This window comes from Variovorax boronicumulans NBRC 103145, from assembly GCF_001591345.1.
GTDB lineage: Bacteria > Pseudomonadota > Gammaproteobacteria > Burkholderiales > Burkholderiaceae_C > Variovorax > Variovorax boronicumulans.
The window spans coordinates 79546-102746 of record NZ_BCUS01000001.1; the positions used below are offsets into that span (position 1 = coordinate 79546).

The 23201-nt window shown below is 68.8% G+C and carries 21 protein-coding genes; 15 read left to right on the forward strand and 6 right to left on the reverse strand.

Going from position 1 to position 23201, the window contains the following annotated elements:
• Positions 1–10 precede the first annotated feature (10 nt).
• Positions 11–1549, forward strand: a complete 1539-nt coding sequence (locus VBO01S_RS00380) for a TRAP transporter large permease (protein WP_062468805.1) — start codon at positions 11–13, stop codon at positions 1547–1549.
• A complete protein-coding gene (locus VBO01S_RS00385) occupies positions 1546–2067 on the forward strand; it encodes a hypothetical protein (protein ID WP_082817903.1) in 522 nt (173 codons plus the stop codon). Before VBO01S_RS00380 ends, VBO01S_RS00385 begins: the two co-directional genes overlap by 4 nt.
• Positions 2068–2140: 73 nt before the next feature.
• Here the strand turns inward: VBO01S_RS00385 and VBO01S_RS00390 are convergent, their stop codons facing one another.
• The 4 genes from VBO01S_RS00390 to xseB all read right to left on the reverse strand — a co-directional run bounded on the left by VBO01S_RS00390 (position 2141) and on the right by xseB (position 6410).
• Positions 2141–3220: a TRAP transporter substrate-binding protein gene (locus tag VBO01S_RS00390; protein ID WP_062468808.1), complete on the reverse strand. Its 1080-nt coding sequence runs from the start codon at positions 3218–3220 to the stop codon at positions 2141–2143.
• Between the two features lie 130 nt (positions 3221–3350).
• Positions 3351–5195, reverse strand: coding sequence for a 1-deoxy-D-xylulose-5-phosphate synthase (dxs, locus tag VBO01S_RS00395; protein WP_062468811.1), 1845 nt, complete (start codon positions 5193–5195; stop codon positions 3351–3353).
• 22 nt (positions 5196–5217) lie between these two features.
• Positions 5218–6132 (reverse strand): polyprenyl synthetase family protein, encoded by a 915-nt coding sequence (locus VBO01S_RS00400; protein ID WP_062468814.1) that lies wholly within the window; start codon positions 6130–6132, stop codon positions 5218–5220.
• An 11-nt stretch (positions 6133–6143) separates the two neighbouring features.
• Entirely contained in the window at positions 6144–6410 is a 267-nt protein-coding gene (xseB, locus tag VBO01S_RS00405; RefSeq protein ID WP_062468817.1) for an exodeoxyribonuclease VII small subunit, read from the reverse strand.
• Positions 6411–6682: 272 nt separating this feature from the next.
• Between xseB and VBO01S_RS00410 the strand changes: the two genes are divergently transcribed.
• The 8 genes from VBO01S_RS00410 to VBO01S_RS00445 all read left to right on the forward strand — a co-directional run bounded on the left by VBO01S_RS00410 (position 6683) and on the right by VBO01S_RS00445 (position 15508).
• The gene (locus VBO01S_RS00410) at positions 6683–7828 is read left to right on the forward strand and encodes an aromatic ring-hydroxylating oxygenase subunit alpha (RefSeq protein WP_062468820.1); all 1146 of its coding nucleotides are present in this window, start codon (positions 6683–6685) and stop codon (positions 7826–7828) included.
• Between the two features lie 57 nt (positions 7829–7885).
• Positions 7886–8818: a DMT family transporter gene (locus VBO01S_RS00415; RefSeq protein WP_062468822.1), complete on the forward strand. Its 933-nt coding sequence runs from the start codon at positions 7886–7888 to the stop codon at positions 8816–8818.
• A 53-nt stretch (positions 8819–8871) separates the two neighbouring features.
• On the forward strand, positions 8872–9780 hold the full coding sequence (locus tag VBO01S_RS00420; protein ID WP_062468825.1) for a sulfurtransferase: 909 nt from the start codon (positions 8872–8874) through the stop codon (positions 9778–9780).
• Positions 9777–10367 carry a DUF2796 domain-containing protein gene (locus VBO01S_RS00425; RefSeq protein WP_255221024.1) on the forward strand — a complete coding sequence of 197 codons (591 nt, stop codon included), beginning with the start codon at positions 9777–9779 and terminating at the stop codon, positions 10365–10367. The genes VBO01S_RS00420 and VBO01S_RS00425 overlap by 4 nt, the downstream gene beginning before the upstream one ends.
• A 4-nt stretch (positions 10368–10371) precedes the next feature.
• Positions 10372–11118 carry an ABC transporter ATP-binding protein gene (locus VBO01S_RS00430; RefSeq protein WP_062468827.1) on the forward strand — a complete coding sequence of 249 codons (747 nt, stop codon included), beginning with the start codon at positions 10372–10374 and terminating at the stop codon, positions 11116–11118.
• On the forward strand, positions 11115–12377 hold the full coding sequence (locus VBO01S_RS00435; protein ID WP_062468829.1) for an ABC transporter permease: 1263 nt from the start codon (positions 11115–11117) through the stop codon (positions 12375–12377). The genes VBO01S_RS00430 and VBO01S_RS00435 overlap by 4 nt, the downstream gene beginning before the upstream one ends.
• A gap of 2 nt (positions 12378–12379) precedes the next feature.
• Positions 12380–13006, forward strand: coding sequence for a DUF3299 domain-containing protein (locus VBO01S_RS00440; protein ID WP_062468832.1), 627 nt, complete (start codon positions 12380–12382; stop codon positions 13004–13006).
• 186 nt (positions 13007–13192) lie between these two features.
• Positions 13193–15508, forward strand: a complete 2316-nt coding sequence (locus VBO01S_RS00445; RefSeq protein ID WP_062468834.1) for a DUF3300 domain-containing protein — start codon at positions 13193–13195, stop codon at positions 15506–15508.
• Between the two features lie 40 nt (positions 15509–15548).
• On the opposite strand, the gene VBO01S_RS00450 is transcribed toward VBO01S_RS00445, so the two are convergent.
• A complete protein-coding gene (locus VBO01S_RS00450) occupies positions 15549–16820 on the reverse strand; it encodes a M20/M25/M40 family metallo-hydrolase (RefSeq protein WP_062468836.1) in 1272 nt (423 codons plus the stop codon).
• Between the two features lie 136 nt (positions 16821–16956).
• Here VBO01S_RS00450 and VBO01S_RS00455 point away from each other — a divergent pair, with 136 nt between their 5' ends.
• Complete coding sequence (locus VBO01S_RS00455) at positions 16957–17595, forward strand: class I SAM-dependent methyltransferase (RefSeq protein ID WP_062469036.1); 639 nt, start codon at positions 16957–16959, stop codon at positions 17593–17595.
• Positions 17596–17771: 176 nt separating this feature from the next.
• On the forward strand, positions 17772–19424 hold the full coding sequence (locus tag VBO01S_RS00460) for an ankyrin repeat domain-containing protein (RefSeq protein ID WP_062468839.1): 1653 nt from the start codon (positions 17772–17774) through the stop codon (positions 19422–19424).
• 20 nt (positions 19425–19444) lie between these two features.
• Here VBO01S_RS00460 and VBO01S_RS00465 read toward each other — a convergent pair whose 3' ends face one another.
• Positions 19445–20272 (reverse strand): sulfite exporter TauE/SafE family protein, encoded by an 828-nt coding sequence (locus VBO01S_RS00465; RefSeq protein ID WP_062468842.1) that lies wholly within the window; start codon positions 20270–20272, stop codon positions 19445–19447.
• A gap of 102 nt (positions 20273–20374) precedes the next feature.
• Between VBO01S_RS00465 and VBO01S_RS00470 the strand changes: the two genes are divergently transcribed.
• The 3 genes from VBO01S_RS00470 to chrA all read left to right on the forward strand — a co-directional run bounded on the left by VBO01S_RS00470 (position 20375) and on the right by chrA (position 23198).
• Positions 20375–21139: an AraC family transcriptional regulator gene (locus VBO01S_RS00470; protein WP_062468844.1), complete on the forward strand. Its 765-nt coding sequence runs from the start codon at positions 20375–20377 to the stop codon at positions 21137–21139.
• Between the two features lie 74 nt (positions 21140–21213).
• Positions 21214–21654: a surface-adhesin E family protein gene (locus tag VBO01S_RS00475; protein WP_062468846.1), complete on the forward strand. Its 441-nt coding sequence runs from the start codon at positions 21214–21216 to the stop codon at positions 21652–21654.
• A 170-nt stretch (positions 21655–21824) separates the two neighbouring features.
• Entirely contained in the window at positions 21825–23198 is a 1374-nt protein-coding gene (gene chrA / locus VBO01S_RS00480) for a chromate efflux transporter (RefSeq protein WP_062468851.1), read from the forward strand.
• Positions 23199–23201: the final 3 nt, after the last annotated feature.

The window sequence follows — 23201 nt, forward strand, 5'->3', positions numbered from 1 at the left end:
CGTAGACATCATGCACATGGAAAATTTTGCCCCGATCATGTTCGCGGGGCTCGTGGTGATCATGCTGATCGGGTTTCCGGTCGCGTTTTCGCTCTCGGCCCTTGGCCTGATCTGCGGCTTCTTCGCCATCGAGATGGGCTGGTTCCCGGCCGGCTTCATGGCCAACCTGCCGCTCAACGTGTTCGGCATTTTGTCGAACGAGACGCTGCTGGCCATTCCGTTCTTCACGCTCATGGGAGCGGTGTTGGAGAAATGCGGGCTCGCCGAGGACATGCTCGACTCGATGGGCCAGCTCTTCGGCCCGATCCGCGGCGGCCTGGGCTACTCGGTGATCATCGTGGGCTTCATCCTCGGCGCCATCACCGGCACGGTGGCCGGCCAGGTGATCGCGATGGCGATGATCTCGCTGCCGGTCATGATGCGCTACGGCTACAACATGCGCTACTCGACCGGCGTGCTCGCCGCCTCGGGAACCATCACGCAGCTGGTGCCGCCCTCGCTGGTGCTGATCGTCATGGCCGACCAGCTCGGCACCGACGTCGGCCAGATGTACAAGGGCGCCTGGGGCCCGTCGATCCTGCAGGTGGTGATCTTCGCGATCTACACCTTCCTGGTCTCGCGCATCCGCCCGCACTACGTGCCCGGCCTGCCCGCCACGGCGCGCACGCTGCACGGCTGGGCGCTGTGGGGCAAGTGCCTGCGCGGCATCATCCCCTCGGCCATCCTGATCTTCGCGGTGCTCGGTTCGATGGGCGGCCTGCCCTTCATGGACAAGGCCATCGCCACGCCGACCGAGGCCGGCGCCATGGGCGCGGTGGGCGCGCTGGTGCTGGCGCTCATTCACCGGCGCCTGAACTGGGCGCTGATGAAGGACGCGATGGAAGGCACCATGCGCCTCACGGCGATGGTGGTGTTCATCCTGATCGGCTCGCGCGTGTTCTCGCTGGTGTTCCAGGGCGTGGACGGCGCCAAGTGGATCGAGCACATGCTCTCGGGCCTGCCGGGCGGCCAGATCGGCTTCCTGATCGCGGTCAACATCTTCGTGTTCTTCCTGGCGTTCTTCCTCGACTTCTTCGAGATCGCCTTCATCATCCTGCCGCTGCTGGGCCCCGTGGCCCACAAGCTGGGCATCGACATGGTGTGGTTCGGCGTGCTGCTGTGCGTGAACATGCAGACCTCGTTCATGCATCCGCCGTTCGGCTTTGCGCTGTTCTACTTGCGGGGCATCGCCGACACCCTGTTCAAGAACGGGGCGCTGCCCAAGAAGGTGGAGTCGCGCGACATCTACCTGGGCGCCGTGCCCTGGGTCGTGATGCAGCTGCTGCTGGTGGCCATCGTGATCTTCTTCCCGCAGACGGTGACCGTGTTCCTCGAGAAGGAAAAGGTCGTCGATATCGACAAGGTCAACCTCGACATGCCGGTCGACCCGAACGCGCCGCCCGCCACCGACAACGGCGTGAACATGGAAGACCCGTTCGGCAACCAGAAGACGCCCGAGGAAACGCCGGCGCCGGCGGCCCCGGCGGCGGGCGAAGCTTCCAAGCCGTGAGCGACGCCCGCCCCGGCGACGCCCCGAACGACCACCCCGCGACGACAGAAGGCGGCCCGCTCGAAAGCGCCGCCTTCCCGCCGCTGCTGCGCACGCTGGCAGTGGTGCTGGTGGTCGATCTCTTCGCTTTCGCGCTGTGGAGCCTGCCCTCGCTGCGCACCACCAGCTGGTCGGCCACCAGCCTGTTCGTCTTCGGCGTGGCGGGCCTGTGCGTGATCTGGGTCGGCTACTGGATCGTCTACAGCCGCACCCGCCTCGAAGGCGACGTGCTGACGCAGACCTGGCTGTGGAACAAGCGCGTGAGCGCGCAGGACGTGGCGCAGCTCAAGCTGGTGCACATCCGCATGCTCGAGCGCGTGATCGCACCGCGCCTGCTGGTGCGCCGGCGCTTCGGCGGCATCACCTGGTTCCATGCCTACGATCCGCAGGTGCTGATCGCGTTCGGCGAACAGGTGGCGATGCGCACGCTGCCCTCCGCGCCACCGCCCTCCCCCGAACCTGACCCTGAGCCCAAATGAAAAAAGCCCCGCCGAAACCGGCGGGGCTTTTTTCTTGTGAGGTGCGAAGCGCCGGGTTGCGGCGCCGCGTGCCTTACAGCTTCTGCTGTTGCATGAAGCGGTCGAAGGTGCCTTCGGTGTAGCGGAACCAGGCGTTCTGGTCGGCCAGGAACTTGGACCAGTCGCTGTAGATCTTCTTCCACTCGGGGTTGCTGTTGTTCAGGTCCGAGTAGATCTGCTGGGCCGACTTGAAAGCGGCGTTCATCACGTCCTGCGAGAACGGACGCAGCTTGGTGCCCGAGCCCACGAGCTGCTTGAGCGCGATCGGGTTCTTGGCGTCGTACTTGGCCGTCATCGTGATGTTGGCGTGCGCGGCAGCCGCTTCGACCACGGCCTTGAAATCGGCCGACAGGCTTTCCCATGCCTTGGTGTTGATGTAGAAGTCGAGCTCGGGGCCGCCTTCCCACCAGCCGGGGTAGTAGTAGAACGGGGCGATCTTGTTGAAGCCCAGCTTCTGGTCGTCGTACGGGCCGACCCATTCCAGGCCGTCCAGCGTGCCCTTTTCGAGCGCGGGGTACAGGTCGGCGCCGGGGATCGATTGCGGGATCACGCCGAAGGGCTCGAGCACCTTGCCGGCGAACGGGTTGGTGCGGAACTTCAGGCCCTTCAGGTCGGCGACCGACTTGATTTCCTTGCGGAACCAGCCGCCCATCTGCGCGCCCGTGTTGCCGCCCGGCAGGTTGATGATGTTGTACTTGGCGTAGAAGGCGCGCATCAGCTTCAGGCCGTTGCCTTCGTACATCCAGGCGTTCTGCTGGCGGGTGTTCATGCCGAAGGGCACGGCGCAACCCAGGCAGAAGGTCGGGTCCTTGCCGTAGAAGTAGTAAGGTGCCGTGTGCGCCATTTCGACCGCGCCGCTCTGGATGCCGTCGACCACGCCGAAAGCGGGCATCAGCTCGCCGCCCGCGTGCACGGAGATCTGGAACTTGCCGCCCGTCATGTCGCTCACGCTCTTCGAGAACACCTCGGCGGTGCCGAAGATGGTGTCCAGCGACTTGGGAAAGCTCGATGCGAGACGCCAGCGAACGGTGGCTTGCGCGTGAACCGCGGGCGCGATGCCGGCAGCCAGAACGCCCGCGATGCCGGCGTTTTTGATGAGGGAACGACGATCCATTGAATTCACTCCGAGTGCTTTGGAAAAAACAAAACGCGGCTTGTGACCGCGTCAGGGACTTTTGTGAGTCCTTTTGATTGTAAAAACGCGCTTACACGCGGTCGGCGGGGGTTTACCCTGCGACCTCTTGTCAAACGAAGCGTTTCTTGATCGCGGCAGTAATGCCGTCGGCATCGAGACCGATCGATGCGAGCAGCTTGGCCGGATCGCCGTGCTCGATGAAGCGGTCGGGCAGGCCCAGTTGCAGCACCGGCTTCTGCACGCCCGCAGCCTGCAGGGCCTCGACCACCGCACTGCCCGCGCCGCCCATGATGGCACCCTCTTCGAGCGTGACGAGCGCATCGTGCGTGCCCGCGACCTGCAGCAGCAATTCGACGTCGAGCGGCTTGGCCCAGCGCATGTTGACCACGGTGGCGTCGAGCGACTCGGCCGCGGTGAGCGCCGGGTACAGCAAGGTGCCGAACGCGAGGATGGCGATGCGCTGGCCTTCGCGGCGGACTTCGCCCTTGCCGAAGGGCAGCGCGTCGAGCGTGAGGTGCGGCGTGGTGCCGGCGCCCGCGCCGCGCGGGTAGCGCACGGCCACCGGGTGGTTCTGTTCGTAGGCGCTCGTCAGCAGCTGGCGGCACTCGCGCTCGTCGGCCGGGCAGGCGATGCTCATGTTGGGAATACAGCGCAGGAACGGGATGTCGTACGCGCCCGCGTGCGTGGCGCCGTCGGCGCCCACGAGGCCCGCGCGGTCGAGCGCGAACACCACGGGCAGGTTCTGGATCGCCACGTCGTGGATCAGCTGGTCGTAGGCGCGCTGCAGGAAGGTCGAGTAGATCGCCACCACGGGCTTCAGGCCCTCGCAGGCCAGGCCGGCGGCGAACGTGACCGCGTGCTGCTCGGCGATGCCGACGTCGTAGTAGCGGTCAGGGAAGCGCTTTTCGAACTCCACGAGCCCCGAGCCTTCGCGCATCGCGGGCGTGATGCCCACGAGGCGGCCGTCGTGCGCGGCCGTGTCGCACAGCCACTGGCCGAAGACCTGCGTGAAGGTCTGCTTGGCCGCCGTGGTCGACTTGACCAGGCCCACCTGCGGATCGAACTTGCCCGGGCCGTGGTAGGCCACCGGGTCGGCTTCGGCCAGCTTGTAGCCCTGCCCTTTTTTCGTGACCACGTGCAGGAACTGCGGGCCGTCCAGGTGCTTGAGGTTCTCGAGCGTGGGCACCAGCGAGTCGATGTCGTGGCCGTCGATGGGGCCGACGTAGTTGAAGCCGAACTGCTCGAACAGCGTGGCCGGCACGACCATGCCCTTGGCATGCTGCTCCAGGCGCTTGGCCAGCTCGAACAGCGGCGGCGCATTGCGCAGCACGCTCTTGCCGACGCTCTTGGCGGCGGCGTAGAAGTTGCCGCTCATGAGCTGCGCGAGGTAGCGGTTGAGCGCGCCCACCGGCGGGCTGATCGACATGTCGTTGTCGTTCAGGATGACCAGCAGCTTGCAGTCGCACACGCCCGCGTTGTTGAGCGCCTCGAAGGCCATGCCGGCCGTGAGCGCGCCGTCGCCGATGATGGCCACGGCATGGCGCTTCTCGCCCTTCTGCTTGGCGGCCATGGCCATGCCGAGCGCGGCCGAGATGCTGGTCGACGAGTGGGCGGTGCCGAAGGTGTCGTACTCGCTCTCGGTGCGCTGCGGAAAGCCCGAGATGCCGCCGAGCTGGCGCAACGTGGGCATGCGCTCGCGCCGGCCCGTGAGGATCTTGTGCGGGTAGGTCTGGTGGCCCACGTCCCACACCAGCCGGTCGTGCGGCGTGTTGAACACATGGTGCAGCGCCACCGTCAGCTCGACCGTGCCGAGGTTGGAGCTCAGGTGGCCGCCGGTGCGCGAGACGTTGTCAAGCACGCAGGCGCGCACCTCGTCGGACAGCTGCTTGAGCTGGGCCCGGTCGTACTGGCGGATCGGCGAAGGGTCGTGGAGAGTGGGAAGCAGCGGAGCCATGGAGGTGGGTTCTTTTTTCTTCTCAGCGGTCGCGGTCGACCACCATGTGGGCCAGGGCGCGCAATGCGGCAGTGTCGGGCAGGCCGCTCTTGTTCAGCGCGGCGATGGCATCGGCGAGCAGCTGGCTCGCCTGCGCGCGCGCGCCGTCCAGGCCGAGCAGCGACACGTAGGTGGGCTTGTCGGCCGCGGCATCCTTGCCGGCGGTCTTGCCCAGGGTTTGCGAGTCGGCGGTGACGTCGAGGATGTCGTCGACCACCTGGAACGCCAGGCCGATGGCGGCGCCGTAGTCGCGCAGTGCGGCCAGCGCGGCCGGCGACACGGTGCCGCAGGCGGCGCCCATCTCGACGCTGCCCTGCAGCAGCGCGCCGGTCTTCAGGCGGTGCATTTCGCGCAGCTGGGTTTCGTTCAGTGCGATGCCGACGCTGGCCAGGTCGATGGCCTGGCCGCCGGCCATGCCCTGGCTGCCAGCGGCGCGCGCCAGCAGGCGGCACAGCAGGGCCTGCATGGCCGCGGGCACCTCGTCGCCTTCGGGCGCGAGCAGTTCGAAGGCCAGCGCCTGCAGCGCGTCGCCCGCGAGCAATGCGTCGGCTTCGCCGAACTTCACGTGCACGGTGGGCTTGCCGCGACGCAGCACGTCGTTGTCCATGCACGGCAGGTCGTCGTGCACCAGCGAATAGGCGTGGATGAGTTCGGTGGCGCAGGCCGCTCGCAGCGCGGCGTGGGCGTTGCCGCCGACCGCTTCATTGGCCGCGAGCACCAGCAGCGGCCGCAGCCGCTTGCCGCCGTCGAGCACGGCATAGCGCATGGCGTCACCCAGCAGCACCGGCGCATCGACGCCGACCCAGCGCGACAGCGCCGCTTCGACCGTGGCCAGATGGGGCTCGGCCCAGTTGGCCAGCGTCTTCGCGTCCCAGGGGGTGGTGGCGGTGGAAGTCATCGGGACGGCGCTCATTCGGCCGTCCAGGGCTTGAGGCTGCCCGCGTCGAGCACCTTGATCTGGTCCTCGACCGCCTGCAGCTTGTCGCGGCAGAAGCCGAGCAATGCGGCGCCGCGCTGGTAGCTGCCCAGCAGCTGGTCCAGCGGGAGCTGGCCCGATTCGAGTTCTGCAACCAGTTGTTCCAGTTCCTGGAGCCCGGCTTCGTAGCTGGCGGGCAGCGGCCCGGTGTCGGGCGTGGCCGCCGGGCTGGTCGTGGAAGGAGAAGGCACCTTGGGCATGCAACGAATCGTGGATGAAACGGAACATTTTAGGGCGGGGGCGCAACGAACCGCCGGGCAGCCTGCGCACGCGCGCGCGACCCTTTGCAACACCCTGTATGACGCCCGGGGATGCGGGGCCAAAACCCGGCGGGCGCAAAAATGCCCCGCGGGTACAATCCCCGCTTCCCCCGCCGGTCACGCTGGCACACCTCTTCGGGCCGTCACCCTTGCAGACGGCGCCTTCCGTTTTTTCTTTTTTTCTCCCTGTGGGGAGCTTGGTCAGGTCCTCCATGTCTGATTTAAGTCTTCAACTGCAGCAGGCCGCGAGCCAACTTCCAGTTACCGCGTATTTCGACGAGGCCTTGTACGCCCGCGAAATGCAGAACCTTTTCGCGCGAGGGCCCCGCTACGTCGGGCACCGACTGGCCGTGCCCGAGCCGGGTGACTTCCACACCCTGCCGCAAGAGCACCAGGGCCGCGCGCTGGTCCACACGCCCAAGGGCGTGGAGCTCATCTCGAACGTCTGCCGCCACCGCCAGGCCCTGATCCTGCAGGGCCGCGGCCAGCTCGACACCCAGACCGGCGGCAACATCGTCTGCCCGCTGCACCGCTGGACCTACGCCGCCAAAGACGCGCGCACCACCGGCACGCTGATCGGCGCCCCGCATTTCGACCAGGACCCGTGCCTGAACCTGCACAACTACCCGCTCACCGAATGGAACGGTCTTCTGTTCGAGAAGAACGCCGACGGCAGCGGCCGTGACGTGGCGGCCGACATGGCGGGCCTGGGCCCGCAGGCCGACCTCGACTTCTCGGGCTACGCGCTCGACCGCGTCGAGCTGCACGAGTGCAACTACAACTGGAAGACCTTCATCGAGGTCTACCTCGAGGACTACCACGTCGGCCCGTTCCACCCCGGCCTGGGCAGCTTCGTCACCTGCGACGACCTGCGCTGGGAGTTCAAGCCCGAGTTCTCGGTGCAGACGGTGGGCGTGGCCAACCGCCTGGGCCGCGCGGGCAGCCCGGTCTACCAGAAGTGGCAGGAACAGCTGCTCAAGTACCGCGACGGCAAGCCGCCGAAGTACGGCGCGATCTGGCTCACCTACTACCCGCACGTGATGATCGAGTGGTACCCGCACGTGCTCACCGTGTCGACGCTGCACCCGGTGAGCCCGACCAGGACGCTCAACATGGTCGAGTTCTTCTACCCCGAGGAAATCGTCGCCTTCGAGCGCGAATTCGTCGAGGCCCAGCAGGCCGCCTACATGGAAACCTGCGTGGAAGACGACGAAATCGCCGAGCGCATGGACGCCGGGCGCCGCGCGCTCATGCTGCGCGGCGACAACGAAACCGGCCCCTACCAGAGCCCCATGGAAGACGGCATGCAGCAGTTCCACGAGTGGTACCGCAACGCGATGCAACAACCACGCGCCTGAACGCCGCCCGCCCCGCACCCGCCGGGGCTTTCTTTTTTCTGATCTGGATGTCAATCGATGCAAGCGCTGTGGATGGTGCTCGGGGCCTTTCTGTTCGCCACCATGAGCGTGGTCGTGAAGGTGGCCTCCGAATGGTTCAACAGCGGTGAGATGGTCCTGGGGCGCGGCCTCATCGGCATCGTGTTCCTCTGGCTGCTGGCGCGCAACCGCGGCACCTCGCTGGCCACCAAATACCCCGGCATGCATGCCTGGCGCAGCACCATCGGCGTGGTGTCGCTGGGCGCGTGGTTCTACGCCATCGCCCACATGCCGCTAGCCACGGCCGTCACGCTCAACTACATGAGCAGCGTGTGGGTCGCGGCCTTCCTGGTCGGCGGCGCGCTGCTGGCCTGGGTGCCGGTGCCCGGGCGCGACGGCCGCATCGAGCGCCCGCCGCTGCAGGGCCCGCTGGTGATGACGGTGCTCGCGGGCTTTGCCGGCGTGGTGCTCATGCTCAAGCCCACGGTGGGCGGCGGCGACGGCTTCGCGGGCATGCTGGGCCTGCTGTCGGGCGTCACGGCCGCCTTTGCCTACATGCAGGTGGTGGCGCTGTCGCGCATCGGCGAACCCGAGCTGCGCACGGTCTTCTACTTCGCGGTCGGCTCGGCCGTGGCCGGCGCCTTCGCCACGGCCGCGACCGGGTTTTCGGGCGGCAGCTCGTGGACGTGGCAGCATGCGCTGTGGCTGCTGCCGATCGGCCTGCTGGCCGCCCTCGGACAGCTGTGCATGACCCGCGCCTACGCCACCGCCAAGACCCAGGCCGGCACACTGGTGGTGGCGAACCTGCAATATTCGGGCATCGTGTTCGCGGCCTTCTACAGCGTGGTGCTGTTCGACGACCGCATCGACGCCGCGGGCTGGGCCGGCATGGCGCTGATCATCGCCAGCGGCATCGCGGCCACCGTGCTGCGCCAGCGGGCCGTGCCGAAGGCGCCGGCCGAGGAACACTGAACGCAGCAGCCACGGCACCCATCGCCGAACCATTTTTCGAAGGAGCTCCCGCCATGTACACCACCCTCATCTCCGTCGAACAACTCAGGCAGCTGCGCGAGGGCGACTCGCCCCTCATGGTATTCGACTGCAGCTTCGACCTCATGAAGCCCGAGGCCGGCGCGCAGCTGTATGCCGCTGCGCACATCCCGGGCGCGCAGTACGCCAACCTGGACACCGACCTCAGCGCCAAGCATGGCCTGCCCGGCGCGCGCGGCGACGTGGTGGTGGCGCAGGACGACGGCGTGCCCGCCTCGGGCGGGCGCCATCCGCTGCCCAGCCGCGAGAAGTTCGCGGCCTGGCTGTCGTCGGTGGGTTTTTCCAACACGATGCAGGCCGTGGTGTACGACCGCAACGGCGCCAACTACTGCGGGCGCCTGTGGTGGATGCTCAAGTGGATGGGCCACGACGCCGTGGCCGTGCTCGACGGCGGCCTGCAGGCCTGGCAGGCCGCGGGCGGCGAAGTGACCGACCGCGAGGAGCCCGCGCGCTTCCAGTCGAATTTCGTACAGGGCGAGCCGATCGCCAGGCTCGTGACCACCGACACCGTGGTGCGCCGGCTCGGCCAGCCTGACCAGAACCTGATCGACGCGCGTGCCGGTGCACGTTACCGCGGCGAAGTGGAACCTCTGGACCCGATCGCGGGTCACATCCCCGGGGCCCTGAACCGGCCCTTCGCCGACAACATCGGTCCCGACGGCAAGTTCAAGCCCGCCGCGCAACTGCGCGCCGAGTTCGAAGCACTGCTCGCAGGGCGCGATGCGGCGACCGTCGTCCACCAGTGCGGCAGCGGCGTGAGCGCCGTGCCCAACCTGCTCGCGATGCAGATCGCGGGGTTCGGGACGACCGCGCTCTATGCCGGCAGCTGGAGCGAATGGAGCAACACGCCGGGGCTGCCGACCCGGCAAGGCGCAGAACCATGATGCACACCCTGCACACCCGACTTCGACGCACGTCGTCCGGCTTCGCACTGACCGCCGCCGCGCTGTTCGCGGCCGCCGCCCTTCCCGCACACGCCCAGCAACAGCACGCGCATGTGCACGGCCAGCTCAAGCTCGACGTGGCCATCGACGGGCCCACCATCGTGATCGCCATGGAATCGCCGCTGGACAACATCGTCGGCTTCGAGCGCGCGTCCAAGACCGACGCCGAGAAGAAGACCGTCGAAGCCGCCATCGCCCAGCTGCGCGCGGCCGACAAGCTCTTCACCATCGACCCCGCCGCCAACTGCAAGCTCGGCCCCGTCGACCTGCGCTCCGGCGCGCTCGGCCTGGGCAACCCCGACCCGGCCGAATCGAGCGGGCACGCGGACCTCGACGCCTCTTTTTCGTTCAACTGCACCCAGGCCGCCGCCGCGAAGTTCATCGACCTGAACCTGTTCTCGGCCTTCAAGGGCGCACGCCAGATCGACGTGCAGATCGCCAGTGCGCAAGGCCAGTTCAAGCGCCAGCTGAAGCGCCCGAGCGGCGCGCAGGCGGCGCAGCCTTCCCGCCTGACGCTGGGCAAGTGACAGCGTGAGCACCCTCCCGCAGGCCGAGACCACGCACTTGCGCGTCGTGCTCGCCGCCGAAGCCCTGCGCTTCACCTGGCCCGGCGTGAAGACACCCTGCATCGACATCGAGGCCCTGCGCATCACGGCGGGTGAGTCCGTGTTCCTGCACGGCCCGAGCGGCTGCGGCAAGAGCACGCTGCTGTCGCTCTTGGCCGGCGTGCTGGTGGCCGACGAAGGCCGCGTCACGCTGCTGGGCCACGACTGGGCCAAGCTCTCGGGCACGCAGCGCGACCGCGCCCGCGTGGCGCACGTGGGCTACATCTTCCAGCAGTTCAACCTGCTGCCCTACCTGAGCGTGCTCGACAACGTGCTGCTGCCCTGCCGTTTCTCGGCGCGGCGCGAGGCACAGGCTGCGCGCAACGGCAGCTCGCGCGACGAAGCAGAGCACCTGCTCGACCAGATGGGTCTGGACCGCGCGCTGTGGAAGCGCCAGGCGCTGCAGCTCTCGGTGGGCCAGCAGCAGCGCGTGGCCGCGGCGCGCGCGCTCATCGGCCAGCCCGAGGTCGTCATTGCCGACGAGCCCACCTCCGCACTCGACGAAGACCGGCGCGAAGCCTTCCTCGACGTGCTGCTCACGGCCTGCGCCGTGAACCACAGCGCGCTCGTGTTCGTGAGCCACGACCAGCGCATCGCACCACGCTTCGCGCGGCATGTGCTGCTGCCGGAGATCAACCGTGCGGCGAGCAACGCGATGGCGGTGGACGCATGAGAGCCCTCTTTTCCATTGCGTGGCGCAGCGCCTGGAACCGCCGCTTCACGCTCGCGCTGACGGTGTTCTCGATCGCGCTGTCGACCTTCCTGCTGCTGGGCGTCGAGCGCATCCGCACCGAGCTGCGCGAGAACTTCGCGTCGTCGGTCTCGGGCACCGACCTCATCGTGGGCGCGCGCACCGGCTCCACGCAGCTGCTGCTGTACTCGGTGTTCCGCATCGGCGCGGCCACCAACAACATCTCATGGAAGAGCGTGCAGGCCTTGCAGGCGCACCTCGGCGTCGACTGGGTGGTGCCGCTGTCGCTGGGCGATTCGCACCGCGGCTTCTCGGTGCTGGCGACCACGCCCGACTACTTCTCGCACTTCCGCTACGGCGACCGGCAGACGTTGAAGCTGCGCGAGGGCAAGCCCTTCGACGCGCTGTTCGATGCCGTGGTCGGTGCCGAGGTGGCCGACAAGCTCGGCTACCACGTGGGCCAGAAGATCACGCTGGCCCACGGCAGCGGCGAGCTCAACGTGGCCGAGCATGCCGACAAGCCCTTCACCGTGGTGGGCGTGCTCGCGCGCACCGGCACGCCGGTCGACCGCACGGTGCACATCGGCCTCGCTGCGATGGAAGCCATCCACCTCGAATGGGTGGGCGGCGCGCCGATGCCGGGCGTGAAGATCCCGGCCGAGCAGGTGCGCAAGTTCGACCTCACGCCCAAGAACGTGACGGCCGCGCTCGTGGGCCTGAAGAACCGCGCCGCCGTGTTCGGCGTGCAGCGCTGGATTTCGACGTACACCGGCGAGCCGCTGATGGCCATCCTGCCCGGCGTGGCGCTCGACGAACTGTGGAGCGTGATCGGCATCGGCGAGAACGCGCTGCTGCTGATGTCGGCCCTGGTCGCGCTCGTGAGCCTCGCGGGGCTGGTGTCGGTGGTGATGGCGGGCCTGAACGAACGCCGCCGCGAGCTCGCCGTGCTGCGCGCCGTGGGCGCGGGCCTGCGCCATGTGCTGGCGCTGCTGGCGCTCGAAGGCGCACTGGTCACCGTGCTGGGCGTGCTGCTGGGCGTGACGATGGCGGTGCTCGGCATCGCCCTGCTCTCGCCATGGCTGCAGGCGCAGTTCGGGCTGACGCTGAGCCTGTCCGAACCTACACTGAACGAATGGCTGCTGACGGCGAGCCTGCTGGTCGCCGGCTGGCTCGCGAGCCTGCTGCCCGGCATCCGGGCCTACCGACTGTCGCTGGCCGACGGCCTTTCTCCGAGAATCTGACCATGACGAAGACCTCCACACCCCGCGTGCTCACCGCCCTGTCGATGCTGCTGGCCGGCGCCGGCCTCGCAGCCGCCGCCTGGGCCGCCGAGCCCGCACCGAAGGACACCACTGCGACCAACCCGCTGGGCGGCAAGCCGGCCGCAGCCGCGCCGCAGGCCGCGTCGGGCCAGCCGCGCCAGATCAGCTGGGAAGAACTGGTGCCCAAGGACTGGGACCCGGCCAAGGCCTTCAAGGGCATCGACCTGAGCACGCTCGACGACGGCGACCCGCGCGCCAACGAGCTGCTGATGAAGATGCAGGAAGTGTCGAACAACGCGCCCACCAACCCCGCGCTCAACGGCGTGGAAGTGAAGATTCCCGGCTTCATCGTGCCGCTCGAAGAAGCCAAGGGCGAGGTCACCGAGTTCCTGCTCGTGCCCTACTTCGGCGCCTGCATCCACACGCCGCCGCCGCCGGCCAACCAGATCCTGCACGTCATTCCGCAAAAGGGCGCCAAGTTCCGCGCCATGGACACCGTGTGGGTCACCGGCAAGCTGCAGACGCTGCGCAACGACTCGATGATGGGCGTGAGCGGGTACCACGTGAAGGCCAGCAGCGTCACCAAGTATTCGGGCGGCGCCAAGTAACGACAGAGGTTCTTCCCCGGGCGATCGCCACGTCGCCCGGTGGTCTCGTGGTCCTGCGCCGACAGGACGGGCGGCGCACCGCCGACACAGACCGTTGCATCCGGGGCGCAGGCTGTGTCATCGCCTGCTCTGGCCCGCCGTTGAAGGAGTTCCGGGCACCCTGCCGGCGTCTTCAGGACATGCCAGATGACACCCTCTCCCCACCGCCCCCTCCTTCAGCGGCGCCTCATGGCTTCGCTGTGCGTCGCAGCGTTGTTCGTTGCAGGCTGCGACAAGCCCGCACCGCCGCCTCCCACCGCTGAAGCACCGGCCACCCAGGCCCCCGCGCCCGTCGCCGCGCCGGTGCCCGCCGCCTACACGCCGCCTTCGGCCGAGCAGCTCTACCAGCTGGTCGCGCCGATTGCGCTGTACCCCGACAAGCTCGTCGCGCAGATCCTGGCCGGTGCCACCTACCCCGATCAGATCACCGCGGCCCACGGCTGGCTGCAGCAGAACCCCACGCTCAAGGCCGGCCCGCTCGCCGATGCCGCCAACCAGCAGCCGTGGGACCCGAGCGTGAAGTCGCTCACCGCGTTCCGGCCCGTGATGGACCAGATGGCCGGCAACATCGCGTGGACCACCTCACTGGGCAAGGCCTACTACAACGACCCGGCCGACGTGATGAACGCGATCCAGGTGATGCGCCAGCGCGCATCGAAGGCCGGCCGCCTCAAGAACAACGACAAGCTGCGCGTGGCGCGCGCCGCAACACCGCCCAACTACACGCCCGCGCCCGACATGCAGCCGATGTACGCGGGCCCCCTGGTGATCGAGCCGCCCGAGGAACTCATCACCATCGAGCCCGTGCAGCCCGACGTGGTGTACGTGCCGCGCTACGACCCGCAGGTGGTGTACGACATGCCCGTGGCCGTCTACCCCGGCTATGCCTATGCACCGCCGCCGGTGGTGGTCGAGCCCGGCTACAGCCGCGGCCAGGTGGCCGCGGTGGGCGCGCTGGCCTTCGGCAGCGGCGTGATCGTCGGCTCGGCGCTGGAGCGCCACGGCTGGGGCTGGAACGCCTGGAACATGAACTGGGGCGCACCGCGCTGGCGCGACCGCGCGGCACCGCCGCCCCCGGCCTACCGGCCTGCGGTGGTCTACAACAACAGCACGTATGTCTCGCGCTCGACCACGGTGGTCAACAACGTGCGCAACGTCTACAACAACAACTACGCAGGCGATCGCAGCGGCGCGCCGATCGGCGCGCCGGCATGGCAGGCGGCGCAGCAGCAAGAGGAGCTGCAGCAACAGGCGCGTGCCCAGCAACAGCAGCAGCAACAACAAGCGCTGATGCAGCAGCAGGCAGCCCAGAACCAGGTGCGCGAACAACAGCAGGCGCAACAGGAACAGGCACGGCGCCAGCAACAGGTGCAGCAGGAACAGGCCTTGCGCCAGCGCCAGGACCAGCAGGAGCAAGCCCGTCGACAGCAGATGCAGCAGCAACAAGCGGCACAGAACCAGCAGCGCCAACAACAGGCCCAGCAAGAGCAGGCGCGTCGCCAGCAGCAGATGCAGCAGGACCAGGCCCTGCGCCAACGCCAGGATCAGCAGGAACAAGCCCGTCGCCAGCAGATGCAGCAACAGCAGGCCACGCAAGAACCGCAGCGTCAACAACAGGCCCAGCAGGAGCAAGCCCGTCGCCAACAGATGCAGCAACAGCAGGCCGTGCAGGACCAGCAACGTCAACAACAGGCGCAGCAGGAACAGGCACGGCGTCAGCAGCAAGCGCAACAGGAGCAGGCACTGCGTCAACGCCAGGACCCGCAGGACCAAGCCCGTCGCCAGCAGATGCAGCAGCAACAGCAGGCCGCGCAAGAGCAGCAGCGCCAACAACAGGCCCAGCAAGAGCAGGCGCGTCGCCAGCAGCAGGCGCAGCAACAGGAACAGGCGTTGCGCCAACAACGCCAGGACCAGCAGGAGCAGGGCCGCCGCCAACAGATGCAGCAGCAACAGGCGCAACAGGAACAGCTACGTCGCCAGCAGGAACAGCAGCAGGCCCAGGCCGCCCAGCAACAGCAACGGCAGGCGCAGCAGGAACAGGCCCGGCGCGCGCAGCAGATGCAGCAGCAGGCTCAACAGGAACAGGCCCAGCGAGCGCAGCAGATGCAGCAACAGGTTCAACAGGAGCAGGCCCGTCGCCAGCAGCAGCAGCAACAGCAACAACAGGCGCAGGCCCAGGCCGCGCAGCAGCAACGCCAGGCCCAGATGGAACAGGCGCGCCAGATGCAGATGCAACAGCAGCAAGCCGCCCAGGCCCAGCAACGCCAGCAACAGGAGCAGATGCAGCGCCAGCAGATGCAGCAACAACAGCAGGCCGCGCAGAACCAGGCCCGCCAGCAGCAGCACCAGCAGGAACAGATGCAACGCCAGCAGGCGCAACAGCAGCAAGCCCAGGCTCAGGCCGCCGCGGCGGCAGCTGCCGCCCATCGCCGCCGCCCGGGCGATCCCAACGCACCGCAGTGAACCCGCGGCTCCTGCCGCGGGCGCACTGCGCGCTACGAACTCAGTTCTTGCCGATCTCGGTCAGCAGCCGCGTCACGAGGTACAGGCGCGGCACGATCGAGTCGACCTCGATGTACTCGTCGCGCGCGTGGTAGCCGAAGCCCGCGAGGCCGAAGCTCTCGACCACCGTGGCCTTGCCCGAGCGGCCCGCGAAGCCCGCGTCGGTGCCGCCGCCGGTCATCGGCGTCAGCGCCAGTTCGCGGTCGAGCTCCTTGTAGATCGCCTGCGCCTTCTCGGCCAGCGCGCGGCCCTTGGCGCCCGCGACGAAGGCCGGGCGGCCCACCTCGACCTTCACCGTGGTCTCGGTGTCGGGAATCAGCTTGCCGCTGGCGATCTTGGCCTGCAGCGCCTCGGTGAGTTTCTTCTCGGCGCCGGGCTGGGTGATGCGGATGTCGCCCAGCGCCTGCGCCTTCTCGGTGATCTGGTTGATCGGGCCGGTGGCGCGCGCCACGGTCCAGTTCAGCGTCACGCCGGGGATGTCCTTGGCGAGGTCCTTGGTCTGCAGCATCTGGTACGACAGCTCGTACAGCGCGTTGCGGCCCAGCTCGGGCGCGGCGCCGGCGTGCGCCGCGCGGCCCTTCACCTCGAGCGTGGCCTGCGCGATGCCGGCGGCGCCGAGCAGCAGCGACTCGCCCTTGGCCACCGCCTTGGCGGCCGTCGGCTCGAAAGACAGCACCGTGTCGTGCAGGTCGGCCGTCGTGGCGATGAGTTCGCCCGAGCCCACCGAGCCCACCTCTTCGTCGGGGTTCACGAGCACGGTGAGCGTGTCGTAGTCGCGCCAGCCCGCGTCGGCCAGGATCTTCAGCGACGCCATCATCACCGCGAGGCCGCCCTTGTCGTCGGCGATGCCGGGGCCGTAGATGCGGTTGCCGTCCACCTTGTAGGGCTGGCTGTTCAGGATGCCCGGCGCGTACACCGTGTCCATGTGGCCCTGCAGCATGATCTTGCGCTTGCCCGTGCCCTTGATCGTGCCGATGACGATGTCGGCCCCCGCACCGGCCGATGCCTTGCGGCGCTCCGTCTTGAAGCCGGCCGCCTTCAGGCGCCCTTCGATCACGTCGGCCATCTTCATCAGGCCCTCGACATTCAGGCTGCCCGACTCGATGGACACCATCTCCTTCAGGTTGTCGATGACGGCGGGCTGCGCCTTCTCGGCAGCGGCCAGGAGCTTCGCATCGGGTGCCGCCTGCGCGGTGGCCACGGCGCCGAGCGCCAGGCCGCAGGCCAGGGCGACGGAACGCAGGGAGAAGAAAGACGAGGTACGCATGGTCATGAGAGTCTCTTTTCCTAGAGTGATTGGCGGGCGCCAGCATAGCGACATGGCGGGCGAAGCGGCGCAAATCGGCGACAGCGCCCGGGCGGCGGTTTACAGTGCGCCGCATCCTTCCACACGCCGCCTGTCCAAGACCATGAGCCTCGCGAACGACGCCAGATTCTGGGACCGCAGCTCGCGCCGCTACGCCAAGAGCGCCATCGCGGACGAGGCCGGCTACGCGCGCACGCTCGAGCGGACCCGCGCCCTGTTCAAGCCCGACGCGCGCGTGCTCGAACTGGGCTGCGGCACCGGCACGACGGCCCTGCGCCTTGCGGGCCACGTCCGCGCGTACCTGGCGACGGACATCGCCGAAGGCATGATCGCCATCGCCGAAGAGAAGCACGCCGCCGCCCCGGTCCCCGGCCTGGCGTTCCGCGTGGCGACCGCCGAGACGCTGGCACCGAACGAAGGCCCCTTCGACGCCGTGCTGGGCTTCAACTACCTCCACCTGGTGCGCGACCTGCCCGGCACGCTGCGCCGCATCCACGCCCTGCTCGCACCGCAGGGCCTCTTCGTCTCCAAGACGCCCTGCCTCGGCGACATGACCCCGCTGCTGCGGCTGGCCTTGCTGCCCGCGATGCGTGCGATCGGGCTGGCGCCGCATGCCGGTGTGTTCCGGGCGGCGGAGCTGGGGGCTCATCTGCAGGCGGCCGGCTTCGAGGTGCTTGCGAGCGAGAACCACGCGACGAAGGGTGGCGAGAACCGCCCTTTCATCGTGGCGCGCAAGCGGTGACCCGGGCTTCGGCGCGTGGCGTCGCCCCGCCCCCATCCGCTACCATCCGAGCCGCGGTGCAAGCCGCGCCCGGGCCCGCGGGAAGGGTTGAACCCACTTGCCTTCTTCATGACGATCCACAGCCTTTTGTGCAGCCGGATTTGCGGGTCATCGGCGCCTGATGCACGGAGGTTTCCATGAAGCGCATTCCCGCCCGGCCCGACATCGGCCACCTGAAGAAGCAGGCCAAGGAACTGATTGCCCTCTACCGAAGCAACGACCCCGAGGCCTTTCACCGGTTTCGCAGCGCCTTGCCGGCTGCGTCGGGCAAGACCGATGCCGCCCTCGCAGCCCAGGGCTTGCGCCTGCACGATGCGCAGTCGTGCGTGGCGCGCGAGTACGGCTTCGCCTCGTGGGCCGACCTGCAGGGCTTTGTCCACGCCCGCAGGGCGCAGGCCGATGACCCGGCCCAAGCAGTGCTCCATTGGCTGCGCCTCGTGTACGCGGGCGACATCGCCGGCGGCACGAACCGCGCACGGCCCGCGGTGGCCTTGCGTATGCGCGACGAGAACCCTGCCCTCGCGGCGGGTGGCGACCCTTGGGTGGCCTGCGCCATCGGCGACGAAGCCGCGCTGCGCCACGCCACCGCGCAAGACCCGGCATGGGTCCATCGCGCGGGTGGCCCGCTGCACCTGCCGCCGCTCGTGGCCGTCACGCATTCCGGCCTGATGCGACTGCCCGGCCATCGCGAACGCCTGCACGCGTGCGCGAAGTTCCTGCTCGACGCCGGCGCCTCGCCCGATCAGTCCGCCGGCAACCGCTGGCCTCCCGCATCGCTCGAAGCGCCGGCCGACACCGAGCGGCTTTCCGCGCTGTACGGCGCGGCCGGCCAGAACCACGACCCTGAGCTGACGAAGCTGCTGCTCGATGCAGGAGCCGACCCGAACGACGGCGAATCGCTGTACCACTCGCTGGACCAGCCTGCCTGCACGAAGCTGCTGCTGGAAGCCGGCGCGCGCGTGACGGGTTCGAACGCGCTGTACCGGGTGCTCGACCTGGACGACGTCCAGACGCTGCGCCTCCTGCTCGCACACGGCGGCGACGCGAACGAGCCGCCGCAGGGCCCGCCCATCTCGGACTGGGGTTCGCCGCTGCTGTGGGCCCTTCGTCGCCGCCGCTCGCCCGCACACATCGAAGCCCTGCTGACCGCCGGTGCACAACCGAACGTGTCCACGCCGGATGGCACGCCCGCACACACCATCGCCCTGCGCTTCGGGCTGACCGAGGTCGCACAGCTGCTGCAGGCCGCGAGCGGCGACCCGGCGCCACTCCCCACCAGCGAGGCCTTCATCGCCGCATGCGCGCGCGGCGACGAAGCCACGGCGCGCAAGCTGCAAGCGCAGCACCCTGGCCTCATCGGCTCGCTCGAGCCCACGCAGCTTCGCCTGCTGCCCGAGCTCGCGGCCCAGGGCTGCAGCGATGCGGTGAAGGCGATGGTCGCGCTCGGCTGGCCGCTCGAAGTGCGTGGTGGCGACTGGGACGCCTCGGCGCTCAACCACGCCGTGTTCTGCGGCGATGCGGCGCTCACCCGGTTCCTGCTCGACCACGGTGCCGACTGGCAGGCGCCGCACGGCTTCGGCGACAACGCCTGCGGCACCTTGTCGTGGGCCTCGCTCAACGAGCCCGTCGAAGGCGGCGACTGGGTCGGCTGCGCCCAGGCCCTGGTGGCGCACGGCATGCCTCCGGCGCGGCCCGACCCGCAGAACGCGGACGGCGTGCTCCTCGGGGCGCGGCGCAGCGTGTTCTCGGACGAGGTCACGGACTTCCTGCTGGGCGCATCGATGGCGTGAAGCGGGACGGTGCCGCGCGCTCAGCGCACCACCATCGCCCCGAACACCACGATCAGCAAGACCAGGTAGACCTTGGCGTGGATGCGGTCCGGAATGCGCCCGATCCACAGCGCGGCGACGCGGATGCCGATCCACGAGCCCACCACGAGCGCCGCCGCCGCGCGCACGTCGACATACCCGACATGCCACGGCCCGAACGCCGGCGTCGAGGTGGCGGACAGGGCCACATAGGTGGCCGTGCCCGCCAGCGCCACCGGCAGGGACAGCGGGTTGGCCATGGCCGTCGCGCGGCTCATCTCGATGCCGCGACGGCGCATGAGCGGCACCGTCATCACGCTGCCGCCGACACCGAGAAACGCGGCAACCCAACCGATCGCCAGGCCCGACAGCGCCGTGGCCGCGGGAGAGAGCGCCGCCTTGCTCGCCACGGGCGGCGAAAGAAAGCCGGGGCGCAGCCAGCAGTCCACGATCGTCAGCGCCAGGTACGCGGCAAATGCCCAGCGCAGCCATTCCCCGTGGACCGCCGTGGCGGCCATCGCACCCAGCACCGCACCGGCACCGATGACGCCCAGCAGCGGCCGGATGTGCGACCAGTCCAGCGTTCCTGCGCGCTGATGGCGCCATGTGGCCAGCAGCGCGCCGAAGACCATCACGCAGGTGGAGGTGGCCACCGCGATCTGCATGGCCGACTGCCCGACGGCGCTGTCGGCCGCATTCAGCTGGGACAGCAGCTGGTAGAGCAACGGGACCACGACGAATCCGCCGCCGAAACCGAACAGCACGGTGGTCACGCCCGTCAGGCATCCGCACACCACCAACATCACATACAACGACACAAGGCACTCCATCGACACGGAAAGAAGCCTCGAGGCTAGAGTTCGAGGGGCTGGCGCGCTTGCGATGTTCGGTCAACAATATTTGCGTTCCGGCCAACCCACCGACCCGCTGCCGTGCGCAACCAGCCTCTCGACACCCTCGACCCCACGCCCCGCGCCGTGCTGGCCATCGGCACCGACTACGCGCCCGGCACCCTGCTCGAAATGCACAGCCACCGCCGCGCCCAGTTTCTCTACGGCGCGACCGGGCTGATGGAGGTGGGCACGGACGACGGCGCCTGGGTCGTGCCGCCGCACAGCGGTGTCTGGATTCCGGCCGGCAAGCCGCACCGGGTGCGGATGGTGGGCGTCAGCACCCGCAGCCTCTACATCGAGCCGGCCGCCGCGCCGCGCGGCGGTCCGCAGTGCGAAGTGCTGGCGGTGTCGCCGCTGCTGCGGCAGCTGCTGATCGAGGCCATCGACGTGCCGGCGCTGTACGACGAACGCGGCCGCGACGGCCTGTTGATGGCGCTGGTGCTGAAGGAAGTCGGCCGCGCGGCGGCCCTGCCCTTCTTTGCGCCGCTGCCGGGCGAGCCGCGGCTGGCGGCGCTGTGCATCGCCTTCCTCCACGCGCCCGACGTGCGCACCTCGCCCCTGGCCTGGGCACGGCAGCTGCACCAGAGCGAACGCACCTTCAGCCGGTTCTTCCGCCTGCACACCGGAATGGCGTTCGCCGAATGGCGCAGCCAGGCCTGCCTGCTCTCGGCCATGGCCCAGCTGGCGATGGGCCGGCCGGTGACCGCGGTGGCGCTTCAGCTGGGCTACGACAGCCCGGGCGCCTTCTCCACCATGTTCCGCAAGCGGCTCGGGCAGAAGCCGTCGGCGTTCATCGCGGCCTGAGGCGCAGGTTCTCGCCCGCGGCGATGCATGGCATTCTTCGCCTGCTTGCCACCGATTCACAGGGAGTGAAACCAATGAAGCCTCGTCTGCCCAAGCACCGCGCCGTGCTGGCATGCCGCCTCGTCGCCTCCGCCTGCGCTGCGGCGACCTTGCTGACTGCAGTCCCCGCACAAGCCGCCGACACCTGGACCGAAATCGCCACCACCCCTCGCAAGCAGGTGCTGCTGCAACGCGATTCGGTCAAGCCGCATGGCGATGCCGTGGAAGCGTGGACGCTCTACCGCTACGACGAGCTGCAGACCGATGTGGGCAAGACCCCGTTTCGCACCTCGCGCTATCTCTACGACTACGACTGCAAGGGCCGGCGCGAAAAGATGCGCCGTGTCGTCAGCCACAACGGGCCGCTGGAAGTGCACGACATCGACCTCGCCCGGCGCAGCGAGTGGAAGGCCGTTGGCGGCCCGACCACGGTGAGCGGGATCGTGTTCAAGCGCGTGTGCGCGCAAGTGCGCTGACCAAAAAAACGCACGGGTGCGTTCCAGCAATGTGAAGAGGGCCTGAGGGCCTCACGTTGCCAGCAGGAACGGCCACTGCTACGATGCCCTTCCGCGGGAAAACAGCCTCCCGCGCTGCAAAGCAAGACGGTGTCCCGTCCAAGCGCTGGTGACCCTCAACGGAGTTTTCCGTGGACACCGCCTTGCCTGACGCCTCCTCTGCGCTTCCTGCGCCCCCTGCCCCCATTTCCTTTGCCGAAGCGCTTCGCTTCTGGCTCAAGCTCGGCTTCATCAGTTTCGGCGGGCCCGCCGGGCAGATTGCGATCATGCATGCGGAGCTGGTCGAGCGGCGGCGCTGGATCAGCGAGAAGCGCTTCCTGCATGCGCTGAACTTCTGCATGCTGCTGCCTGGCCCCGAGGCGCAGCAACTGGCCACCTACATCGGCTGGCTCATGCACCGCACGCGCGGCGGCCTCGCGGCCGGCGTCCTGTTCGTGCTGCCCTCGCTGTTCATCCTCATCGCGCTGTCGTGGGTCTACCTGCGCTTCGGCAACGTGCCGGTGGTGGCGGGCATCTTCTACGGCATCAAGCCGGCGGTGACCGCGCTGGTGCTGCATGCGGCGCACCGCATCGGCAGCCGCGCGCTGAAGAACCGGTGGATGTGGGGCATCGCCGCCGCGGCCTTCGTCGCCATCTTCGCGTTCGATGCGCCGTTTCCGGCGATCGTGCTGGCCGCCGGCCTCATCGGCCACTTCGGCGCGCGACGGGCGCCCGAGGTGTTCGCACTCGGCGGCGGCCATGGCAGCGCGCAGCAGCACTACGGCCCGGCGCTGATCGACGACGACACGCCCACGCCGGCACACGCGCGCTTTTCGCGCGCGCACCTGCTGAAGATCCTGGGCATCGGCCTGGGCCTGTGGCTGCTGGCCATGGGCGTGCTCGTCGCGACCCAGGGCCTGCACGGCACGCTCACGCAGATGGGCGGGTTCTTCACCAAGGCCGCGCTGCTGACCTTCGGCGGCGCCTATGCCGTGCTGCCCTACGTCTACCAGGGGGCCGTCGAGCAGTACCATTGGCTTTCGGGCGCGCAGATGATCGACGGGCTGGCGCTGGGAGAAACCACGCCGGGCCCGCTCATCATGGTCGTGGCCTTCGTCGGCTTTGTCGGTGGCTGGCTGACGCAGGTGCTGGGGCCCGATTCGCTGTTCCTCGGCGGCGCGCTGGCGGCGACCGTCGTCACCTTCTTCACCTTCCTGCCCTCGTTCATCTTCATCCTGGCCGGCGGGCCCGCCATCGAGGCCACGCACGGCCGGCTGGGCTTCACGGCGCCGCTGTCGGCGATCACCGCGGCGGTGGTGGGCGTGATCCTGAACCTGGCGCTGTTCTTCGCGTACCACGTGCTCTGGCCGCACGGCTTCGCAGGCCGCTTCGACGCGATCTCGGCGGTGATGGCCGTGGCCGCGGTCATCGCCCTGTTCCGCTTCAAGGTCGGCGTGATGACGTTGCTCGGTGCCTGCGCGGCCATCGGGTTGGCGCTCACGTGGCTGTCTTCCTTGCCGCGCTGAAGG